16 protein-coding genes are annotated in these 16,386 nt (G+C 74.2%); 13 read left to right on the top strand and 3 right to left on the bottom strand.

The window, feature by feature from the left end; translation table 11 throughout:
• Positions 1 to 188: 188 nt before the first annotated feature.
• Complete coding sequence (locus tag ACF053_RS13810) at positions 189 to 827, bottom strand: TetR family transcriptional regulator (protein WP_391954051.1); 639 nt, start codon at positions 825 to 827, stop codon at positions 189 to 191.
• 100 nt (positions 828 to 927) lie between these two features.
• Here ACF053_RS13810 and ACF053_RS13815 point away from each other — a divergent pair, with 100 nt between their 5' ends.
• The 3 genes from ACF053_RS13815 (at position 928) to ACF053_RS13825 (ending at position 2,703) form a co-directional block, all read left to right on the top strand.
• Positions 928 to 1,086 carry a hypothetical protein gene (locus ACF053_RS13815; protein ID WP_198549356.1) on the top strand — a complete coding sequence of 53 codons (159 nt, stop codon included), beginning with the start codon at positions 928 to 930 and terminating at the stop codon, positions 1,084 to 1,086.
• An 89-nt stretch (positions 1,087 to 1,175) separates the two neighbouring features.
• The gene (locus ACF053_RS13820; RefSeq protein ID WP_391954110.1) at positions 1,176 to 1,415 is read left to right on the top strand and encodes a DUF4190 domain-containing protein; all 240 of its coding nucleotides are present in this window, start codon (positions 1,176 to 1,178) and stop codon (positions 1,413 to 1,415) included.
• Between the two features lie 124 nt (positions 1,416 to 1,539).
• A complete protein-coding gene (locus tag ACF053_RS13825; protein WP_391954052.1) occupies positions 1,540 to 2,703 on the top strand; it encodes a cysteine desulfurase family protein in 1,164 nt (387 codons plus the stop codon).
• Positions 2,704 to 2,809: 106 nt separating this feature from the next.
• On the opposite strand, the gene ACF053_RS13830 is transcribed toward ACF053_RS13825, so the two are convergent.
• The gene (locus ACF053_RS13830; RefSeq protein WP_391954053.1) at positions 2,810 to 3,487 is read right to left on the bottom strand and encodes an N-acetylmuramoyl-L-alanine amidase; all 678 of its coding nucleotides are present in this window, start codon (positions 3,485 to 3,487) and stop codon (positions 2,810 to 2,812) included.
• Between the two features lie 61 nt (positions 3,488 to 3,548).
• Here ACF053_RS13830 and mnmA point away from each other — a divergent pair, with 61 nt between their 5' ends.
• Positions 3,549 to 4,679, top strand: a complete 1,131-nt coding sequence (gene mnmA / locus ACF053_RS13835) for a tRNA 2-thiouridine(34) synthase MnmA (RefSeq protein WP_391954054.1) — start codon at positions 3,549 to 3,551, stop codon at positions 4,677 to 4,679.
• A 405-nt stretch (positions 4,680 to 5,084) separates the two neighbouring features.
• On the opposite strand, the gene ACF053_RS13840 is transcribed toward mnmA, so the two are convergent.
• Entirely contained in the window at positions 5,085 to 5,432 is a 348-nt protein-coding gene (locus ACF053_RS13840; protein ID WP_391954055.1) for a DUF427 domain-containing protein, read from the bottom strand.
• Between the two features lie 59 nt (positions 5,433 to 5,491).
• Between ACF053_RS13840 and ACF053_RS13845 the strand changes: the two genes are divergently transcribed.
• From ACF053_RS13845 to gatB, 9 genes are all read left to right on the top strand, one after another.
• Positions 5,492 to 6,031: an LOG family protein gene (locus ACF053_RS13845; protein WP_391954056.1), complete on the top strand. Its 540-nt coding sequence runs from the start codon at positions 5,492 to 5,494 to the stop codon at positions 6,029 to 6,031.
• A gap of 221 nt (positions 6,032 to 6,252) precedes the next feature.
• Positions 6,253 to 6,942 carry an SDR family oxidoreductase gene (locus tag ACF053_RS13850; protein WP_391954057.1) on the top strand — a complete coding sequence of 230 codons (690 nt, stop codon included), beginning with the start codon at positions 6,253 to 6,255 and terminating at the stop codon, positions 6,940 to 6,942.
• A 36-nt stretch (positions 6,943 to 6,978) separates the two neighbouring features.
• The gene (locus ACF053_RS13855; protein WP_391954058.1) at positions 6,979 to 7,992 is read left to right on the top strand and encodes a methionine synthase; all 1,014 of its coding nucleotides are present in this window, start codon (positions 6,979 to 6,981) and stop codon (positions 7,990 to 7,992) included.
• A gap of 13 nt (positions 7,993 to 8,005) precedes the next feature.
• The gene (gene ligA / locus ACF053_RS13860) at positions 8,006 to 10,198 is read left to right on the top strand and encodes an NAD-dependent DNA ligase LigA (RefSeq protein WP_391954059.1); all 2,193 of its coding nucleotides are present in this window, start codon (positions 8,006 to 8,008) and stop codon (positions 10,196 to 10,198) included.
• 263 nt (positions 10,199 to 10,461) lie between these two features.
• A complete protein-coding gene (locus ACF053_RS13865; protein WP_391954060.1) occupies positions 10,462 to 12,591 on the top strand; it encodes a putative bifunctional diguanylate cyclase/phosphodiesterase in 2,130 nt (709 codons plus the stop codon).
• Positions 12,592 to 12,675: 84 nt separating this feature from the next.
• Positions 12,676 to 12,972, top strand: coding sequence for an Asp-tRNA(Asn)/Glu-tRNA(Gln) amidotransferase subunit GatC (gene gatC, locus ACF053_RS13870; RefSeq protein WP_391954061.1), 297 nt, complete (start codon positions 12,676 to 12,678; stop codon positions 12,970 to 12,972).
• 5 nt (positions 12,973 to 12,977) lie between these two features.
• A complete protein-coding gene (gene gatA / locus ACF053_RS13875; RefSeq protein WP_391954062.1) occupies positions 12,978 to 14,477 on the top strand; it encodes an Asp-tRNA(Asn)/Glu-tRNA(Gln) amidotransferase subunit GatA in 1,500 nt (499 codons plus the stop codon).
• A 28-nt stretch (positions 14,478 to 14,505) separates the two neighbouring features.
• The gene (locus tag ACF053_RS13880) at positions 14,506 to 14,745 is read left to right on the top strand and encodes a hypothetical protein (RefSeq protein ID WP_391954063.1); all 240 of its coding nucleotides are present in this window, start codon (positions 14,506 to 14,508) and stop codon (positions 14,743 to 14,745) included.
• 16 nt (positions 14,746 to 14,761) lie between these two features.
• A complete protein-coding gene (gatB, locus tag ACF053_RS13885; protein WP_107115113.1) occupies positions 14,762 to 16,276 on the top strand; it encodes an Asp-tRNA(Asn)/Glu-tRNA(Gln) amidotransferase subunit GatB in 1,515 nt (504 codons plus the stop codon).
• Positions 16,277 to 16,386 lie beyond the last annotated feature (110 nt).

The following is a 16,386-nucleotide window of genomic DNA, read 5'->3' on the forward strand; positions in this document are numbered from 1 at the left end:
GGTGCCGCTGACCCTGTGGCCCGTTGCGTACCCGTACGCCGCTGGCGCCCGTGCCCGTAACACCGACCGTGCCCGGCCCGTGTCCGCAACGCCGCTGACGCGTGCGCCCGCCTGTGCGGGGCCCTCCGGGGTGGGTCCCGGCTGAGGTTGCCGCCTTCCGGGGCGCGGGCCGCGGGATGGGCGGGTCGTCAGTCCAGCCAGTGGCGGCTGCCGAGCGTCACCAGCCGCATCCGCCGCCGGGCCTCGTCCGCCACCCGCTCGCGGGCGGCGGGGTCCGGCCCGGCCGCCAGGAGCGCCGACGCGGTCGTCACCATGAGGTCGACGTACAGCCGCGCCAGCATCAGCAGGTCCGCGCGCTCCCAGCCGCGTCCCTCCGGCAGGGCGGCCAGCGCGTCGGCCACCTCCGCCGCGAAGCGGTCCAGCTCGCCGCCGATCGCCTCGCGCACCCGCCGCACACCGCCGTGCCGCTCCCGTGCCAGGAACAGCACGTGGGCGGGGGAGTCCGCCACCAGTCGGCCGATCAGCTCCACCGTCCCGGCGATCCGCTCCTCGCTGTCCCCCGTGGCCGCGAGCGTCGTGCGGATCGTGCCGTGGAGGCTGCCCAGGGCCTCGTCCACGAGCGCCACGCCGAGGTCCGCCACGCCGGCGAAGTGCCGGTAGAAGGCGGTCGGCGCGATCCCCGCCGTCCGCGCCACCTCCCGGAGGCCCAGGCTCCCGAGGCTCTGGTCCTCCAACAGGGCGAGCGCCGCGTCCATGAGGGCCCGGCGGGTCCGCTGTTTGCGCACCTGCCGGACGCCCGCCGCCGGGGCGCCGGTGCTGTGACTCATGCCATGCAGTAAACAGCCGTTCCTCCCCGGCCTCCAGGGGTACACGCCTACTAGACTGGAAAGTCAGTGCACAGTTGTCCGCTCAACGAGAGGCAACCCGATGCTCTTCCTCGTCGCAGCCCTGCTGGTACTCGGCACGCTCATGGGTACCGCGGCCTTCGTCCCCCCGCCCGTCACCGCCGTGGCGGCCGCCGCCATCGCCGCGTGGCTGCTCGTCTTCGCGGCCCGCGAGCGCGGCGCCCGACGGCACCGGAACTGAGGGGGGCCGTCGTGGAACGCGCCGTGACCCCCACCCGGAACCAGACCCGGCCCCCCGGGAACCAGGCCCGGCCCGGGACTCCGAACCCGATCCCGCGCCGCGACGCCGACGGCATGGCCGTCGCCGCCTTCGTGCTGGGACTCGTCGGCCTGCTCGTGCTCAACATCCTGCTCGGGCCGCTCGCCATCGGCCTCGCCCTGCTCGCCCTGCGCCGCGGCACCGCCCGGCGGGGGCGCGCCTTCCTCGGCCTCGCCCTCGGCACCGCCGACCTGGTGATCCTCGCCGTCCTCACCTCGCTCAACGACACGGTCTCCTGGAGCCTCGGCTGACCGGCCGGTGACGGGCGGCGGGGCCAGGTCGACAGCCCCGCGGCGGCCCGGGACGGCGGCCCGGGCGAATGGCCGGATACGCCGCCGACGGCGGCGCGCGGCGGGCTCGTAGAATCGGGTCACCATGGCCTACCTCGACCACGCCGCGACCACTCCGATGCTCCCGGAGGCGATCGAGGCGATGACCGCCCAGCTGACCGCCACGGGCAACGCCTCGTCCCTGCACGCCGCCGGGCGCCGGGCCCGCCGCACCGTCGAGGAGGCCCGCGAGACGCTCGCCGAGGCGCTCGGGGCCCGGCCCAGCGAGGTCGTCCTCACCTCCGGCGGCACCGAGGCCGACAACCTCGCCGTGAAGGGCCTGTACTGGTCCCGCAGGGCGACCGACCCGCGCCGCGTCCGCGTCCTCACCAGCCCCGTCGAGCACCACGCCGTACTGGACGCCGTCCACTGGCTCGGCGAGCACGAGGGCGCCACCGTCGAGTACCTGCCCGTCGACGCCCACGGCCGCGTCCACCCCGACGCCCTGCGCGAGGCCCTCGCGCGCGACCCGCACGACGTCGCCCTGGCCACGGTCATGTGGGCGAACAACGAGATCGGCACGGTCCAGCCCGTGCGCGAACTCGCCGCCGTCGCCCGCGAGTTCGACGTCCCCCTGCACTCCGACGCCGTCCAGGCCGTCGGTCAGCTCCCCGTCGCCTTCGCCGACTCCGGGCTCGCCGCCATGACCGTCTCCGGCCACAAGATCGGCGGCCCGTACGGCATCGGCGCGCTCCTGCTCGGGCGCGAGCACAGCCCCGTGCCCGTCCTGCACGGCGGCGGCCAGGAGCGCCACGTGCGCTCCGGCACGCTCGACGTGCCCGCCGTCGCCGCCTTCGCCGTCGCCGCCCGGCTCGCCACCGAGCGCCGCGAGACGTTCGCCCGCGAGGTCGGGGCCCTGCGCGACGCGCTGGTCGACGCCGTCCGCACGGCCGTCCCGGACGCCGTCCTCGGCGGCGACCCCGTGGACCGGCTCCCCGCCAACGCCCACTTCAGCTTCCCCGGCTGCGAGGGCGACTCCCTGCTGCTGCTCCTCGACGCCCAGGGCATCGAGTGCTCCACCGGCTCCGCCTGCACCGCCGGCGTCGCCCAGCCCAGCCACGTCGTCCTGGCCACCGGTACCGACGCCGACCTGGCCCGCGGCACGCTCCGCTTCACCCTCGGCCACACCTCGACCCGCGCCGACGTCGACGCCCTCGCCCGGGCCATCGGCCCGGCCGTCGCCCGGGCCCGCACCGCCGGCCTCAGCTAGGGACCTCGCCGGTCGCGCCGGCCCCGTCGGGCGCCCCCGGCCGGTCGGGACGCCCCGGCCCGGCGGGCCGGGGCCCTGGCTCCCGAGGGCGGCCTCGGGGTCCGGCTCAGGCCCGGGGCGGGAGGGTCGGTGCGGTGGTGGGTGCCGTCGCGGCGCGCCGCACCAGCCGCAGGTACCGGTCCCAGTCCCAGTGCGGCCCGGGGTCGGTGTGGTCCGTGCCCTCCACCTCGACGTGGCCGATGATGTGCTCCCGGTCGACGGGTATGCCGTACCGGGCGCATATCCCGGCCGTCAGCCGGGCCGACGAGGCGTACATCGCCTCCGTGAAGTCCTGCGGGCGGTCGACGAACCCCTCGTGCTCGATGCCGATGCTCCGCTCGTTCATGTCGCGGTTGCCCGCGTGGAAGGCCACGTCCAGCTCGCGGATCATCTGCGCGACCCGCCCGTCCTTGCCCACCACGTAGTGCGCCGCCGCGCCGTGCCCCGGATTCTTGAAGACCCTCAGCGCCGTCGCGAAGCTGCCCTGCACGACGTGGACCACCACCCGGTCGATGCCGAAGTCGTCCGGGCGGTCCGCCCGCCGCCAGTTCGCCCGCGCCGCCGCCGTCCACTGCGCGCCGGCGTGGTCCAGCGCGCCCTCCACCCGCTTGCGCTCCGTCCCGGGCAACCGCCACCAGGCGCGCCGCAGCTCGTCCCACCCCAGCGCCGCCGCGCCCACCGCGGCGGCCCCGCCGCCGATCAGCAGGGCGCGCCGCCCCACCCGTCCACTCTCTCCACTGCCCATGTGACCGTGAACGCTTACTCACGCGACGACGGTTCCCGGCGCCCCGTACCCTGGTGGGGCTATGACTGACACCTCCCCGCGCCCCCTCCGCGTCCTCGCCGCCATGTCCGGCGGCGTGGACTCCGCCGTCGCCGCCGCCCGCGCCGCGGAGGCGGGACACGACGTGACGGGGGTGCACCTCGCGCTCTCCGCGAATCCGCAGTCCTTCCGCACCGGTGCCCGGGGCTGCTGCACCATCGAGGACTCCCGCGACGCCCGCCGCGCCGCCGACGTGATCGGCATCCCCTTCTACGTCTGGGACCTGGCGGAGCGGTTCCGCGAGGACGTGGTGGAGGACTTCGTCGCCGAGTACGAGGCGGGCCGCACCCCCAACCCGTGCCTCCGATGCAACGAGAAGATCAAGTTCGCCGCCCTCCTGGACAAGGCCCTGGCGCTCGGCTTCGACGCCGTCTGCACCGGCCACTACGCCAAGGTGGTGACCCTCGCCGACGGCACCCGCGAGCTGCACCGGGCCTCCGACATGGCCAAGGACCAGTCGTACGTCCTCGGCGTCCTCGACGAGCGCCAGCTGGCCCACGCCCTGTTCCCGCTGGGCGACACCGTCACGACCAAGGACGAGATCCGCGCCGAGGCCGAGCGGCGGGGCCTCGCCGTCGCGAAGAAGCCCGACAGCCACGACATCTGCTTCATCGCCGACGGCGACACGCAGGGCTTCCTGGCCTCCCGCCTGGGCAAGGCGGAGGGCGACATCGTCGACGAGTCCGGCACGAGGGTCGGCAGCCACGACGGCGCGTACGGCTTCACCATCGGCCAGCGCAAGGGCCTGCGGATCGGGCACCCGGCGCCGGACGGCAAGCCCCGCTACGTCCTGGACATCTCGCCCGTGGACAACACCGTCACCGTCGGCCCCGCCGAGGCGCTCGACGTCACGGCGCTCACGGCGATCCGGCCCCGTTGGTGCGGCCGCGCCCCCGAGGGCTCCGGCACGTACACCGCGCAGCTGCGCGCCCACGGCGGCGAGACGGAGGTGACGGCGTCGGTGGAGGGCGACGAACTGCGTGTCACCTTCACCGAGCCGGTCCGCGGCGTCGCCCCGGGCCAGGCGATCGTCCTGTACGACGGCACCCGCGTGGTCGGCTCGGCCACCATCGCCACGACGACCCGCCGCACGACCGCCCCCGCCACCGCCTGACGCCGGGGCCGGCCACCGCCTGACCGGCCGGACCCGGGTACCGCCTGGCGTCGAGCCCGCCCACCGCCTGACCGGCGGGGCCCACGTACCGCTTGGCGCCGGGCCCAGGTACCGCCGGCCGCCGCTCCCACCCGCCCGGCGACGGGGCGCCGCCGACCAGTACCAGCGGCGGGCCCCCGCCGCACCGGCCGTACGCGATGGGGGTGCCGTCCGTCGATGTCACCCGGCCCTCGGCGGTGGCGACGGTGGGGCCGGGCGGTGTCGTCCTCACATCGTCCATGCCGGGGCGGACCGGCGGACGGCGCGCACCCCGTCGGTCGGAGCCGAAGTCCGGCCGGGACCACCGGCCTCACCGGGCCCCGCTCGCGCCCCCGCCGGGCGCGCTCGCGCCCCGACGGGGTCCCGTCAGGACCCTTCCGGCCCGCTCGGGTCACCGTCCTGCCCGTAGAAGCAGAAGTGGCCCCGGATGGCGGCGACTTCCGGCTTCGGGTCGAGGTAGGCCCACACCGCGTCCGGCCGGCCCGGCAGGGACCAGTAGGAGGCGGTGCCCTTGAACGGGCAGTAGGTCGTCGTCCCGGAGGGGACCAGCAGCTCGGTCGCCACGTCCTCGGGCGGCAGGTAGTACCGGACGGGGCAGCCCGTCTCCCGCAGGGCGAGGGCGCGCTCGCTGTCGGCGAGGACCCGGCCGTCCCGCTCGACCCGTACCGGCCCGTCCGCCGGGCCGACCGTGATGCGGTGTCCTGGAGGCGTCATGTCCGGTCAACGGCCCCAGCGGCGGGCGGGTTCCCGGACCGGGCCCGTACCGTGAGCCCATGGACATCTGCGTCTTCCTCTCCGCCGCCGACCTCGACGAGCGCTACACGACCGCCGCCCACGAGTTCGCCGAGCTCCTCGGCAAGGGCGGCCACACCCTCGTGTGGGGCGGCTCGGACGCCGGGCTGATGAAGGTCGTCGCCGACGGCGTGCAGGCGGCGGGCGGGCGGCTGGTCGGGATCTCGGTGGAGTTCCTGCAGCACAAGGCCCGGCCCGGCTGCGACGAGATGATCGTCGCCCGGGACCTCGCCGAGCGCAAGGCGCAGCTCCTCGCGCGCGCCGACGCGATCGTCGTCATGGTGGGCGGCACCGGGACGCTGGACGAGGCCACCGAGATCCTGGAGCTGAAGAAGCACGGCCTGCACACCAAGCCCGTCGTCCTGCTCAACACCGCCGGCTTCTACGACGGGCTGAAGCAGCAGTTCCGCCGCATGGACGAGGAGGGGTTCCTGCCGCTGCCCCTCACCGATCTGGTGTTCTTCGCGGAGGACGCGGTCTCCGCCCTCGCCTACCTGGAGGAGTCCGCCGGCATCCGGTAGAGCCCCGCCCCGGGCCACCGCGGCCCGCCGTCCGCGACGGCCCGGGCTCCGGTGGCGGGCCCGCCGTCCGCCGGCACCCCGCAGGCCCCGAAGGCCCGCAACTTCGTGCCCCCACCCACCCCCACCCACCCCCAGCCCCCACCGGCCCCCGGGCCCCCGCCCGGCTGCGGGCACCCCCGGCCGCCGGAACCCCCCGGCCGCCCGGGTGCGAGCATGGCCCCATGACCACACACCTGATCACCGGCGCGGGCTCCGGCATCGGCGCGGCGGTCGCCCGCCGCCTCCACGCGCGCGGGGACGAGCTCATCCTGCTGGCCCGGGACGCCGGGCGCGCGAAGGAACTGGCGGAGCTCCACCCCGGTGCCCGCACGCTCGTCGGGGACCTCGCCAACCCCGACCGGCTCTCCTGGGCCTTCTCCCACCAGGAGCTGCCCGACCGGCTCGACACGCTGCTCCACATCGCCGGCGTCGTCGACCTCGGCCCCGTCGGCGAGCTCACCACCAAGGCGTGGCGCGCGCAGCTCGACGTGAACCTCGTCGCCCCGGCCGAGCTGACCCGGCTCCTCCTGCCGCAGCTGCGCGTCTCCCAGGGCCACGTGGTGTTCGTCAACTCCGGCGCGGGCCTCCACGCGAACGCCGACTGGTCCGCCTACGCCGCCTCCAAGCACGGCCTGCGGGCCCTCGCCGACGCGCTGCGCGCCGAGGAGCGCCCCCACGGCGTGCGCGTCACCTCCGTCTACCCGGGCCGCACGGCCAGCCCCATGCAGGCCAAGGTCCACCGGCAGGAGGGCAAGGAGTACGACACCTCCCGCCTCATGGACCCGGAGTCGGTCGCGACGACGATCCTCACGGCCCTCGACCTGCCCCGCGACGCGGAGATCCAGGACCTGACCGTCCGCCCGGGCCGCTAGGAAGCCCGTCCGGCAAGCGGCGCGTACCCTTCCCGGGTGAGCCAGAACAACGACAGCGACGAGATCAACTGGGGTCCGGCCACCGGGGTCGGCTCGATGCCGGGCGGCGACGCGCGCGAGGCCGCCAAGGCCGTGACCGGGTCCTTCGAGGACTTCGTCCACCTGCCCGAACTGCCCGGCCGCGGTCCCGGCGCCGACATGATCGGCCGGACCGCGGGCCTGCTCGTCGAGGTCTACGCGCGCGTGGAGCCCAGCGGGTGGCGGGTCGGCGACCGGCCCGGCCGCGACACCCGCCGGGCCCACGCGTGGCTGCGGCAGGACCTGGACGCGCTGGAGGAGTTCACCCAGGGGTACGAGGGCGTGCTCAAGGTGCAGGCCGTCGGCCCCTGGACGCTCGCCGCCGCGCTGGAGCTGCGCGGCGGCGAGGCCGCCCTCGGCGACCCCGGCGCCTGCCGCGACCTCTCCGCGTCGCTCGCCGAGGGCCTGCGCGGCCACCTGGCGGAGGTGCGCCGCCGCGTCCCCGGCGCGCGGATCGTGCTGCAGCTGGACGAGCCGTCCCTCACCGCGGTGCTGCGGGGACACGTCAGGACCGCCAGCGGCTACCGCACCCACCGCGCCGTCGACCGCCAGGTCGTCGAGGGCGCCCTGCGCGAGGTGATGGGCGTCCACGACGGGCCCGCCGTCATCCACTCGTGCGCCCCCGACGTGCCGTTCGCCCTGCTGCGCCGGGCCGGCGCCGCTGGCATCTCGTTCGATTTCGGACTGCTCACCGAGCGTGACGAGGAGGCGATCGGGGAGGCGGTCGAGGGAGGGACGAAGCTCTTCGCGGGCGTGGTGCCCTCCACCGACGGCCCGTTGTCGGACCCTGCCGGTAGCGTCATGGGTGTCAGGACGCTGTGGCGCAGGCTGGGGCTGCAACCGGGGACCCTCGCGGAGTCCTTGGTGATCACTCCCACGTGTGGGCTCGCGGGTGCTTCGCCCGCCTACGCCCGCAGTGCGCTGGCGCACTGTGTCAAGGCGGCGAAGTCCCTCGCGGACAACCCTGAGTAACGGGAGGATCGACGTGGCTGTCGAACAGCACGAGCAGCGCGACGTGGTGCCGGCGGACGTCCGGGAGGAGCACGCCCGGCTGGCCGAGGAGGTCGAGGAGCACCGCTTCCGGTACTACGTGAAGGACCAGCCGGTCATCAGCGACGCCGACTTCGACCGGCTGCTGCGCTCCGTGGAGCGGCTGGAGGAGCGGTACCCGGAGCTGCGCACGCCCGACTCGCCGACGCAGAAGGTCGCCGGGGCGTACGAGACGGAGTTCACGGCCGTCCGGCACCGGGAGCGGATGCTCTCCCTGGACAACGCCTTCGACGACGAGGAGCTCGCCGCCTGGGCCGAGCGCGTCGCGCGGGACGTCGGCGCCGCGGAGCACCGCTTCCTGTGCGAGCTGAAGGTCGACGGCCTCGCCGTCAACCTCACGTACGAGAAGGGCCGGCTGACGCGTGCCGCGACCCGCGGCGACGGCCGGACCGGCGAGGACATCACGCCGAACGTCCGCACCATCGCCGACGTCCCCGACCGGCTCCGGGGGGACCGCGTTCCCGACCTCGTGGAGATCCGCGGCGAGGTCTACTTCCCGATGGAGAAGTTCGAGGAGCTGAACGCCCGTCTGGTCGCCGCCGGCGACAAGCCCTTCGCCAACCCGCGCAACGCCGCCGCAGGCTCCCTGCGCCAGAAGGACCCGCGCGTCACCGCCACGCGTCCGCTGCACATGGTGGTGCACGGCATCGGCGCCCACGAGGGCCTCGACCTCGACCGCCTCTCCGAGGCGTACGGGCTGCTCCAGGCGTGGGGCCTGCCGACGGCCCGGCACAACCGCGTCGTCGACTCCCTCGACGGGGTGCGGGAGTTCATCGCCCACTTCGGCGAGCACCGCCACTCCGTGGAGCACGAGATCGACGGCGTGGTCGTCAAGCTCGACGAGATCCGCCTCCAGGGGCGGCTCGGCTCCACCTCGCGCGCCCCCCGCTGGGCCATCGCGTACAAGTACGCCCCGGAGGAGGTGAACACCCGCCTGGTGAACATCCGCGTCGGCGTCGGCCGCACCGGCCGCGTCACGCCGTACGCGCAGGTCGAGCCGGTGACCGTGGCCGGCTCCGAGGTCGAGTTCGCCACGCTGCACAACCAGGACGTGGTCAAGGCCAAGGGCGTCCTCATCGGGGACACCGTGGTGCTGCGCAAGGCGGGCGACGTCATCCCGGAGATCCTCGGCCCCGTAGTCGACCTGCGGGACGGCAGCGAGCGCGAGTTCGTCATGCCGGCCGAGTGCCCCGAGTGCGGCACGCCGCTGAAGCCGATGAAGGAGGGCGACGTCGACCTGCGCTGCCCGAACGGCCGGACGTGTCCCGCACAGCTGCGCGAAAGACTCTTCTACCTCGCCGGGCGCCGCTGCTTCGACATCGAGAACTTCGGCTACGTCGCCGCCGCCGCGCTCACCCGGCCGCTGGAGCCCGCCGACCCGCCGCTCGTCGACGAGGGCGACCTGTTCGACCTGACCATCGAGCAGCTCCTGCCCATCAAGGCGTACGTCCTGGACCAGGACAGCGGCCTGCCCAAGCGGGACCCGAAGACGGGCGAGGAGAAGGTCGTCACCGTCTTCGCCAACCAGCAGGGCGAGCCGCGGAAGAACGCCCTCGCGATGCTCCGCAACATCGAGGAGGCCAAGCGGCGCCCGCTCGCCCGGGTCATCACCGCCCTGTCGATCCGCCACGTCGGACCGGTGGCGGCGGAGGCCCTCGCCCGCGAGTTCCGCTCCCTCGACCGCATCGAGGCGGCCACCGAGGAGGAGCTGGCGGCCGTCGAGGGTGTCGGCTCCACCATCGCCGCCTCCCTGAAGCAGTGGTTCGCCGAGGAGTGGCACCGCGAGATCCTGCGCAAGTGGCGGGCCGCCGGCGTCCGGATGGAGGAGGAGAGCACCGGGGAGGACGAGGGCCCCCGACCGCTGGAGGGGCTCACGGTCGTCGTCACCGGCACCCTGCAGAACTACACCAGGGATGGCGCGAAAGAGGCGCTCCAGAGCGTCGGCGCCAAGGTGACCGGTTCCGTCTCCAAGAAGACCTCGTTCGTGGTCGTCGGCGACAGTCCGGGCTCCAAGTACGACAAGGCGATGCAGCTGAAGGTCCCGGTTCTGGACGAGGACGGCTTCACGGTGCTGCTGACCCAGGGGCCCGACGCGGCCCGGGAGGTGGCCGTCCCCGTCGAGGAGTAGACCGGAACCGGCCGCGAAGGGCGGTAACAGGCCGGAAATCATCACCCGTTCAGCGCATACCGGACGGTTACGGGTGGCCGGGTCTCATTCGGGCAAGAGCTGTAGAGCGCCGCCCGCGAAAGCGCTCCGCGGCCTACTGTTGTGACGTGCGCCTGTCGTGCGCGGCCGCCATGGGGAACGTCCGTTCGCGGTGGTCGTGGTGGTGTGACGACGGGCCACCACGAGGCAGAGGCAACGGCACCGCCGGCTGTGAGAGGGACGGAATGAAACCGACCGAGAGTGCCGACCCGGTCGCACGACCGCGTACGCGCGCCTGCCCGGCGGCCGCGGCCTTCCAGGGCCTCGCCGCCAGGCTCCCCGCCCTCGTGGTGGCCCTCGCGGGCGTCGCGCTCGCCACCGGCTTCCACCGCGCCGTCAGCCAGGGCCACGCCCTCTTCCCCGGCGGCGCCACCGGCTGGTCCCTGGCCGTCCTCACGGGCATCGTCGTCGGCCACCTCGTCGCCCTCGGCCGTGACCGCTGGTGGGGCGGCACGGGCTCCGGCGCCGCCCTCACCCTCGCCGTCCTCATCCTGTACGGCTGGGTGCCGGCCGGGCTGGTCAGCCTCGCGGTCGTCGTGCTCGTCAGCGCCGCCCGCCGGCACCGCTGGCGGCAGGGCCTGCTGCACGGCGCCGCCGACGTCCTCGGCATCGGGGCCGCCGCGCTCGTCCTCGCCGCCTTCGGCGACGTCCCGTCCGTCGAACGGCCCTGGGAGCCCCTCGAATGGGGGATCGCCGCCGTACCGGAGGTCTCGCTCGCCGCCGCCACCTACCTGGTGGTGACCCGGCTCCTCCTGTGGTACACGCTCGCCCCCCAGGTCGGGAGCCTGCCCACCGCCGCCCGCACGGCGCTGCTCCGGCAGGGCCTCGTCGCCGTCGCCCTCCTCGGCATCGCCCCGCTCATCTGCGTCGTCGCCGTATCCCTGCCGGTGCTGCTGCCGCTCTTCGCCGTGCCCTTAATCGCCCTCGACTCCACGCTCTGGATCGCCCGGGCCCGCGCCGAGGAGCAGCTGCGCGACCCGCTCACCGGTCTCCCCAACCGCCAGTGGCTCCTCGAACGCACCTGGTCCGCCCTGGAGGCCGCCGAAGCCGACGGCACCCGCGCCGCGCTCGTCCTCATCGACCTCGACCGCTTCCGATCGGTCAACGACACCCTCGGCCACCTCGCCGGCGACCGGCTCCTGCTGCAGATCGCCGAGCGCCTGCGCCTCGCGCTGCCCCGCGGGGCGGAGGCCGCCCGGCTCGGCGGGGACGAGTTCGCCGTGCTCCTGCCCACCGCCGACTCCACCACCAGCGCCCAGCGCGTCGCCCGGCACCTCGCCGCCGACCTCTCCTCGCCGCTCGACCTCGACGGGCTCACGCTCGTCCTGGAGGCCAGCGCCGGGGTCGCCGTCTTCCCCGACCACGCCCTGGACGCCGAAGGGCTCCTCCAGCGCGCCGACGTCGCCATGTACCAGGCCAAGCGCGACCGCACGGGCGTCGAGGTGTACGAGTCCAAGCGCGACTCCAACACCCCCGACCGCCTCGGCCTCCTCGGCGACCTGCGCCGCGCCCTCGACGCCGGCGAGGTCGAGCTGCACTACCAGCCCAAGGTCCGCTTCGACGGCCACGTCGCCGGACTGGAGGCGCTGGTGCGCTGGGTGCACCCGGAGCGCGGCCGGGTCCCCCCGGACGAGTTCATCGCCATCGCCGAGTCCTCGGGCCTGATGCCCCACCTCACCGAGTACGTCCTGGAGACCGCCCTCGCCCAGGTCGCCCGGTGGCGCGCCCAGGGCCTGGAGGTCCCCGTCGCGGTGAACGTCTCCCCGCGCGACGTCCACAGCCCCGGTTTCGCCGGTGCGGTCGCCGCCCGGCTGGCGCGGCACGGCGTCCCCGCCGGGGCGCTCCAGCTGGAGATAACGGAGCACGTGCTGCTGGAGGACCCGCAGCGCGCCGCCGACACGCTCGCCGCCCTCACCGCCCACGGCGTGAAGATGTCCCTGGACGACTTCGGCACCGGCTACTCGTCCCTGGTCCACCTGCGCCGCCTCCCGGTGAGCGAGCTCAAGATCGACCGGTCGTTCGTGGCCCGCCTCGCCGTCGACACCGAGGACGCCGAGATCGTGCGCTGCACGGTCGACCTCGCCCACTCCCTCGGCCTCCTGGTCGTCGCCGAGGGCGTCGAGGACGACGAGACCTGGGAGCGGCTGCGCGACCTGGGCTGCGACGCGGTCCAGGGCTGGCTGGTCGCCGCCGCGATGCCGCCCCAGGAGACCACGGCGTGGCTGCGCGCCCGGGGCGAGCACGGCTGGCACCGCCCCCAGGCAGCCCTCCCGCCGTCCCCGTCGGACCGCCCCTCCAGCCACCCGGTGACGTAGCCCGGCACAAACCGTTTCACGGGTATCGCGGCACGCCCCATAGGATTGGGCCAAAACCGCTCACTCACCCCTGAGGATCGCTGCATGCCTGGCATCACGCGCGAGGAGGTCGCCCACCTCGCCCGGCTGGCGCGTCTGGAGCTGAAGGGCGAAGAGGTCGACCACTTCGCCACCCAGCTCGACGACATCATCGGCGCGGTCGCCCGCGTTTCCGAGGTCGCCGACCAAGACGTCCCGCCGACCTCCCACCCGCTGCCGCTGACGAACGTCATGCGCGCGGACGAGGTCCGTCCGTCGCTCAGCCCCGAGCAGGCGCTCTCCGGAGCCCCCGCGCAGGAGCAGCAGCGTTTCAAGGTGCCGCAGATCCTCGGGGAGGACTGACCGACATGACGGACAGCACCATCACGAAGCTGACGGCCGCCGAGCTCGCGGCGAGGATCGCCTCCGGCGAGCTCACCGCCGTCGAGGTCACCGAGGCCCACCTCGCGCGCATCGAGGCGGTGGACGAGAAGGTCCACGCCTTCCTCCACGTCGACCGCGAGGGCGCGCTCGCCCAGGCGCGCGCCGTGGACGAGAAGCGCGAGCGCGGCGAGGCGCTCGGCCCGCTCGCCGGCGTGCCGCTCGCCCTCAAGGACATCTTCACCACCCGGGACATGCCGACCACCGTCGGCTCCCGGATCCTGGAGGGCTGGCTCCCGCCGTACGACGCGACCCTCGTCGGCCGGCTGCGCGCCGCCGACGTCGTCATCCTCGGCAAGACCAACATGGACGAGTTCGCCATGGGCTCCTCCACCGAGAACAGCGCCTACGGCCCGACCGGCAACCCCTGGGACCTCACCCGGATCCCCGGCGGCTCCGGCGGCGGTTCCTCCGCGGCGCTCGCCTCGTACGAGGCGCCGCTCGCCATCGGCACGGACACGGGCGGCTCCATCCGCCAGCCCGCCGCCGTCACCGGCACGGTCGGCGTCAAGCCGACGTACGGCGCGGTGTCCCGCTACGGCATGGTCGCGTTCTCGTCCTCCCTGGACCAGGGCGGCCCCTGCGCCCGTACCGTCCTCGACGCGGCCCTGCTGCACGAGGTGATCGCCGGGCACGACCCGATGGACTCCACGTCCATCGACGCCCCCGTCCCGCCCGTCGTCGAGGCCGCGCGGAACGGCAGCGTCAGCGGCATGCGCGTCGGCGTCGTCAAGCAGTTCCGCGGCGAGGGCTACCAGGCCGGCGTCCTGCAGCGGTTCGACGAGTCCGTCGAGCTGCTGAAGGAGCTGGGCGCCGAGGTCGTCGAGCTGGACTGCCCCTCCTTCGACCTGGCGCTCTCCGCGTACTACCTGATCGCACCGTCGGAGTGCTCGTCCAACCTGGCCCGCTTCGACGGCCTGCGCTACGGCCTGCGGACCGGCGACGACGGCACCCGCTCGGCGGAGGAGGTCACCTCCCTCACCCGCGAGGCCGGCTTCGGCGACGAGGTCAAGCGCCGCATCATGCTCGGCACGTACGCGCTCAGCTCCGGCTACTACGACGCGTACTACGGCTCCGCGCAGAAGGTCCGCACGCTCATCACGCGCGACTTCGAGCGCGCCTTCGAGCAGGTCGACGTGATCGTCTCCCCGACGACGCCGACCACCGCCTTCCCGATCGGCGAGCGCGCCGACGACCCGATGGCGATGTACCTGGCCGACCTGTGCACCATCCCGACCAACCTCGCGGGCAACGCCGCCATGTCGCTGCCGTGCGGCCTGGCGCCGGAGGACGGCCTGCCGGTCGGCCTCCAGATCATCGCCCCGGCCATGAAGGACGACCGCCTGTACACGGTGGGCGCCGCGGTCGAGGCCGCCTTCACGGCGCGCTGGGGCCACCCGCTGCTGGAGGAGGCTCCGGCACTGTGAGCGACGCACGAGCGAACGGAGAGACGCTGTGAGCGCACTGAGCAAGGCCAAGGGCTTCAGGAAGTCCCGGACCGGCACGTACCTGTCCATCGGCACCACCGCGTTCGGCGCCGTCAGCGTGGTGAAGCAGTTGCGCCACGCGCGCACCGAGAGCGACACGCTGATGCTGCTGGACGCCGTCGTGTCCGCCGCCGCCATCGCGACGGGCCTCGCCATCCTGGTGCGCGAGCTGAAGCGCATCGGCGACGACGACGTCCTGTTCGGCTGAGAGGGATAGTTCCACCGTGATCGCCACGACTGACCTGGTGTCCTACGAGGACGCCCTCGCCACCTACGACCCCGTGATGGGGCTCGAGGTGCACGTCGAGCTCGGCACCCGCACCAAGATGTTCTGCGGCTGCTCCACCGAGCTGGGCGCCGAGCCGAACAGCCAGACCTGCCCGGTCTGCCTCGGCATGCCCGGCGCGCTGCCCGTGGTCAACGCCACCGGCGTCGAGTCCGCCATCAAGATCGGTCTCGCCCTCCACTGCGAGATCGCCGAGTGGTGCCGCTTCGCCCGGAAGAACTACTTCTATCCGGACATGCCGAAGAACTTCCAGACCTCCCAGTACGACGAGCCCATCGCCTTCGACGGCTACCTGGACGTCCAGCTGGAGGACGGCGAGGTCTTCCGCGTCGAGATCGAGCGCGCGCACATGGAGGAGGACACCGGCAAGTCGACGCACGTCGGCGGTGCCACCGGCCGCATCCACGGCGCCTCGCACTCCCTCCTCGACTACAACCGCGCGGGCATCCCGCTCATCGAGATCGTCACCAAGCCGATCGTCGGCGCCGGTGACCGCGCCCCGGAGGTCGCCAAGGCGTACGTCGCGGAGCTGCGCTCCCTGATCCGCGCCCTCGGCGTGTCCGAGGCGCGGATGGAGATGGGCCAGATGCGCTGCGACGTCAACCTGTCGCTGCGCCCCATCGGCACGGAGAAGTTCGGCACCCGCAGCGAGACGAAGAACGTCAACTCGCTGCGCTCCGTCGAGCGGGCCGTCCGCTACGAGGTGCGGCGGCACGCCGCGGTCCTCTCCGGCGGCGGCACCATCGTGCAGGAGACCCGCCACTTCCACGAGGACGACGGCTCCACCACCTCCGGCCGCGTGAAGGAGGAGGCGGAGGACTACCGGTACTTCCCGGAGCCCGACCTCGTCCCGGTCGCGCCGTCCCGCGCGTGGGTGGAGGAGATCCGCGCCGGGCTGCCCGAGCTGCCGCGCGTGCGCCGCAACCGGCTGCGCGAGGAGTGGGGCGTCTCGGAGCTGGACATGCAGGCCATCCTCAACGCCGGCGCGCTCGACCTGATCATCGCCACGATCGACGCCGGCGCCCCGGCCGACCAGGCCCGCAAGTGGTGGATGGGCGAGCTGTCCCGGCAGGCCAACGAGTCCGGCACGGCCCTGGAGGAGCTGGCGATCACCCCGGCGCAGGTCGCCCGGGTCACCGCGCTCGTCTCGTCCGGCGACCTCAACGACAAGCTGGCCCGCCAGGTCATCGAGGGCGTGCTCGCGGGCGAGGGCGACCCGGACACGGTGGTCGAGAAGCGCGGCCTGAAGGTCGTCTCCGACGAGGGCGCCCTGACCTCGGCCGTCGCGGAGGCCATCGCCGGGAACGCCGCCATCGCCGACAAGATCCGCGGCGGCAAGGTCGCGGCGGCCGGCGCGCTGGTCGGCGCGGTCATGAAGGCCACGCGCGGCCAGGCCGACGCCGCCCGCGTCCGGGAGCTGATCCTGGAGCAGTTGGGCGTCAGCGAGGGCTGATCACGCGGCGCCGTCGTGACGGCGCCGGCGACGCGCGGAGGGCGGTGCACCGGTGACGGTGCGCCGCCCTCCGTGTTCCCCGGGTGGGTCCGCGGCCCGCCGCCGTGACC

Source organism: Streptomyces kanasensis (assembly GCF_043077165.1).
GTDB classification, from domain to species: Bacteria; Actinomycetota; Actinomycetes; order Streptomycetales; family Streptomycetaceae; genus Streptomyces; species Streptomyces changanensis.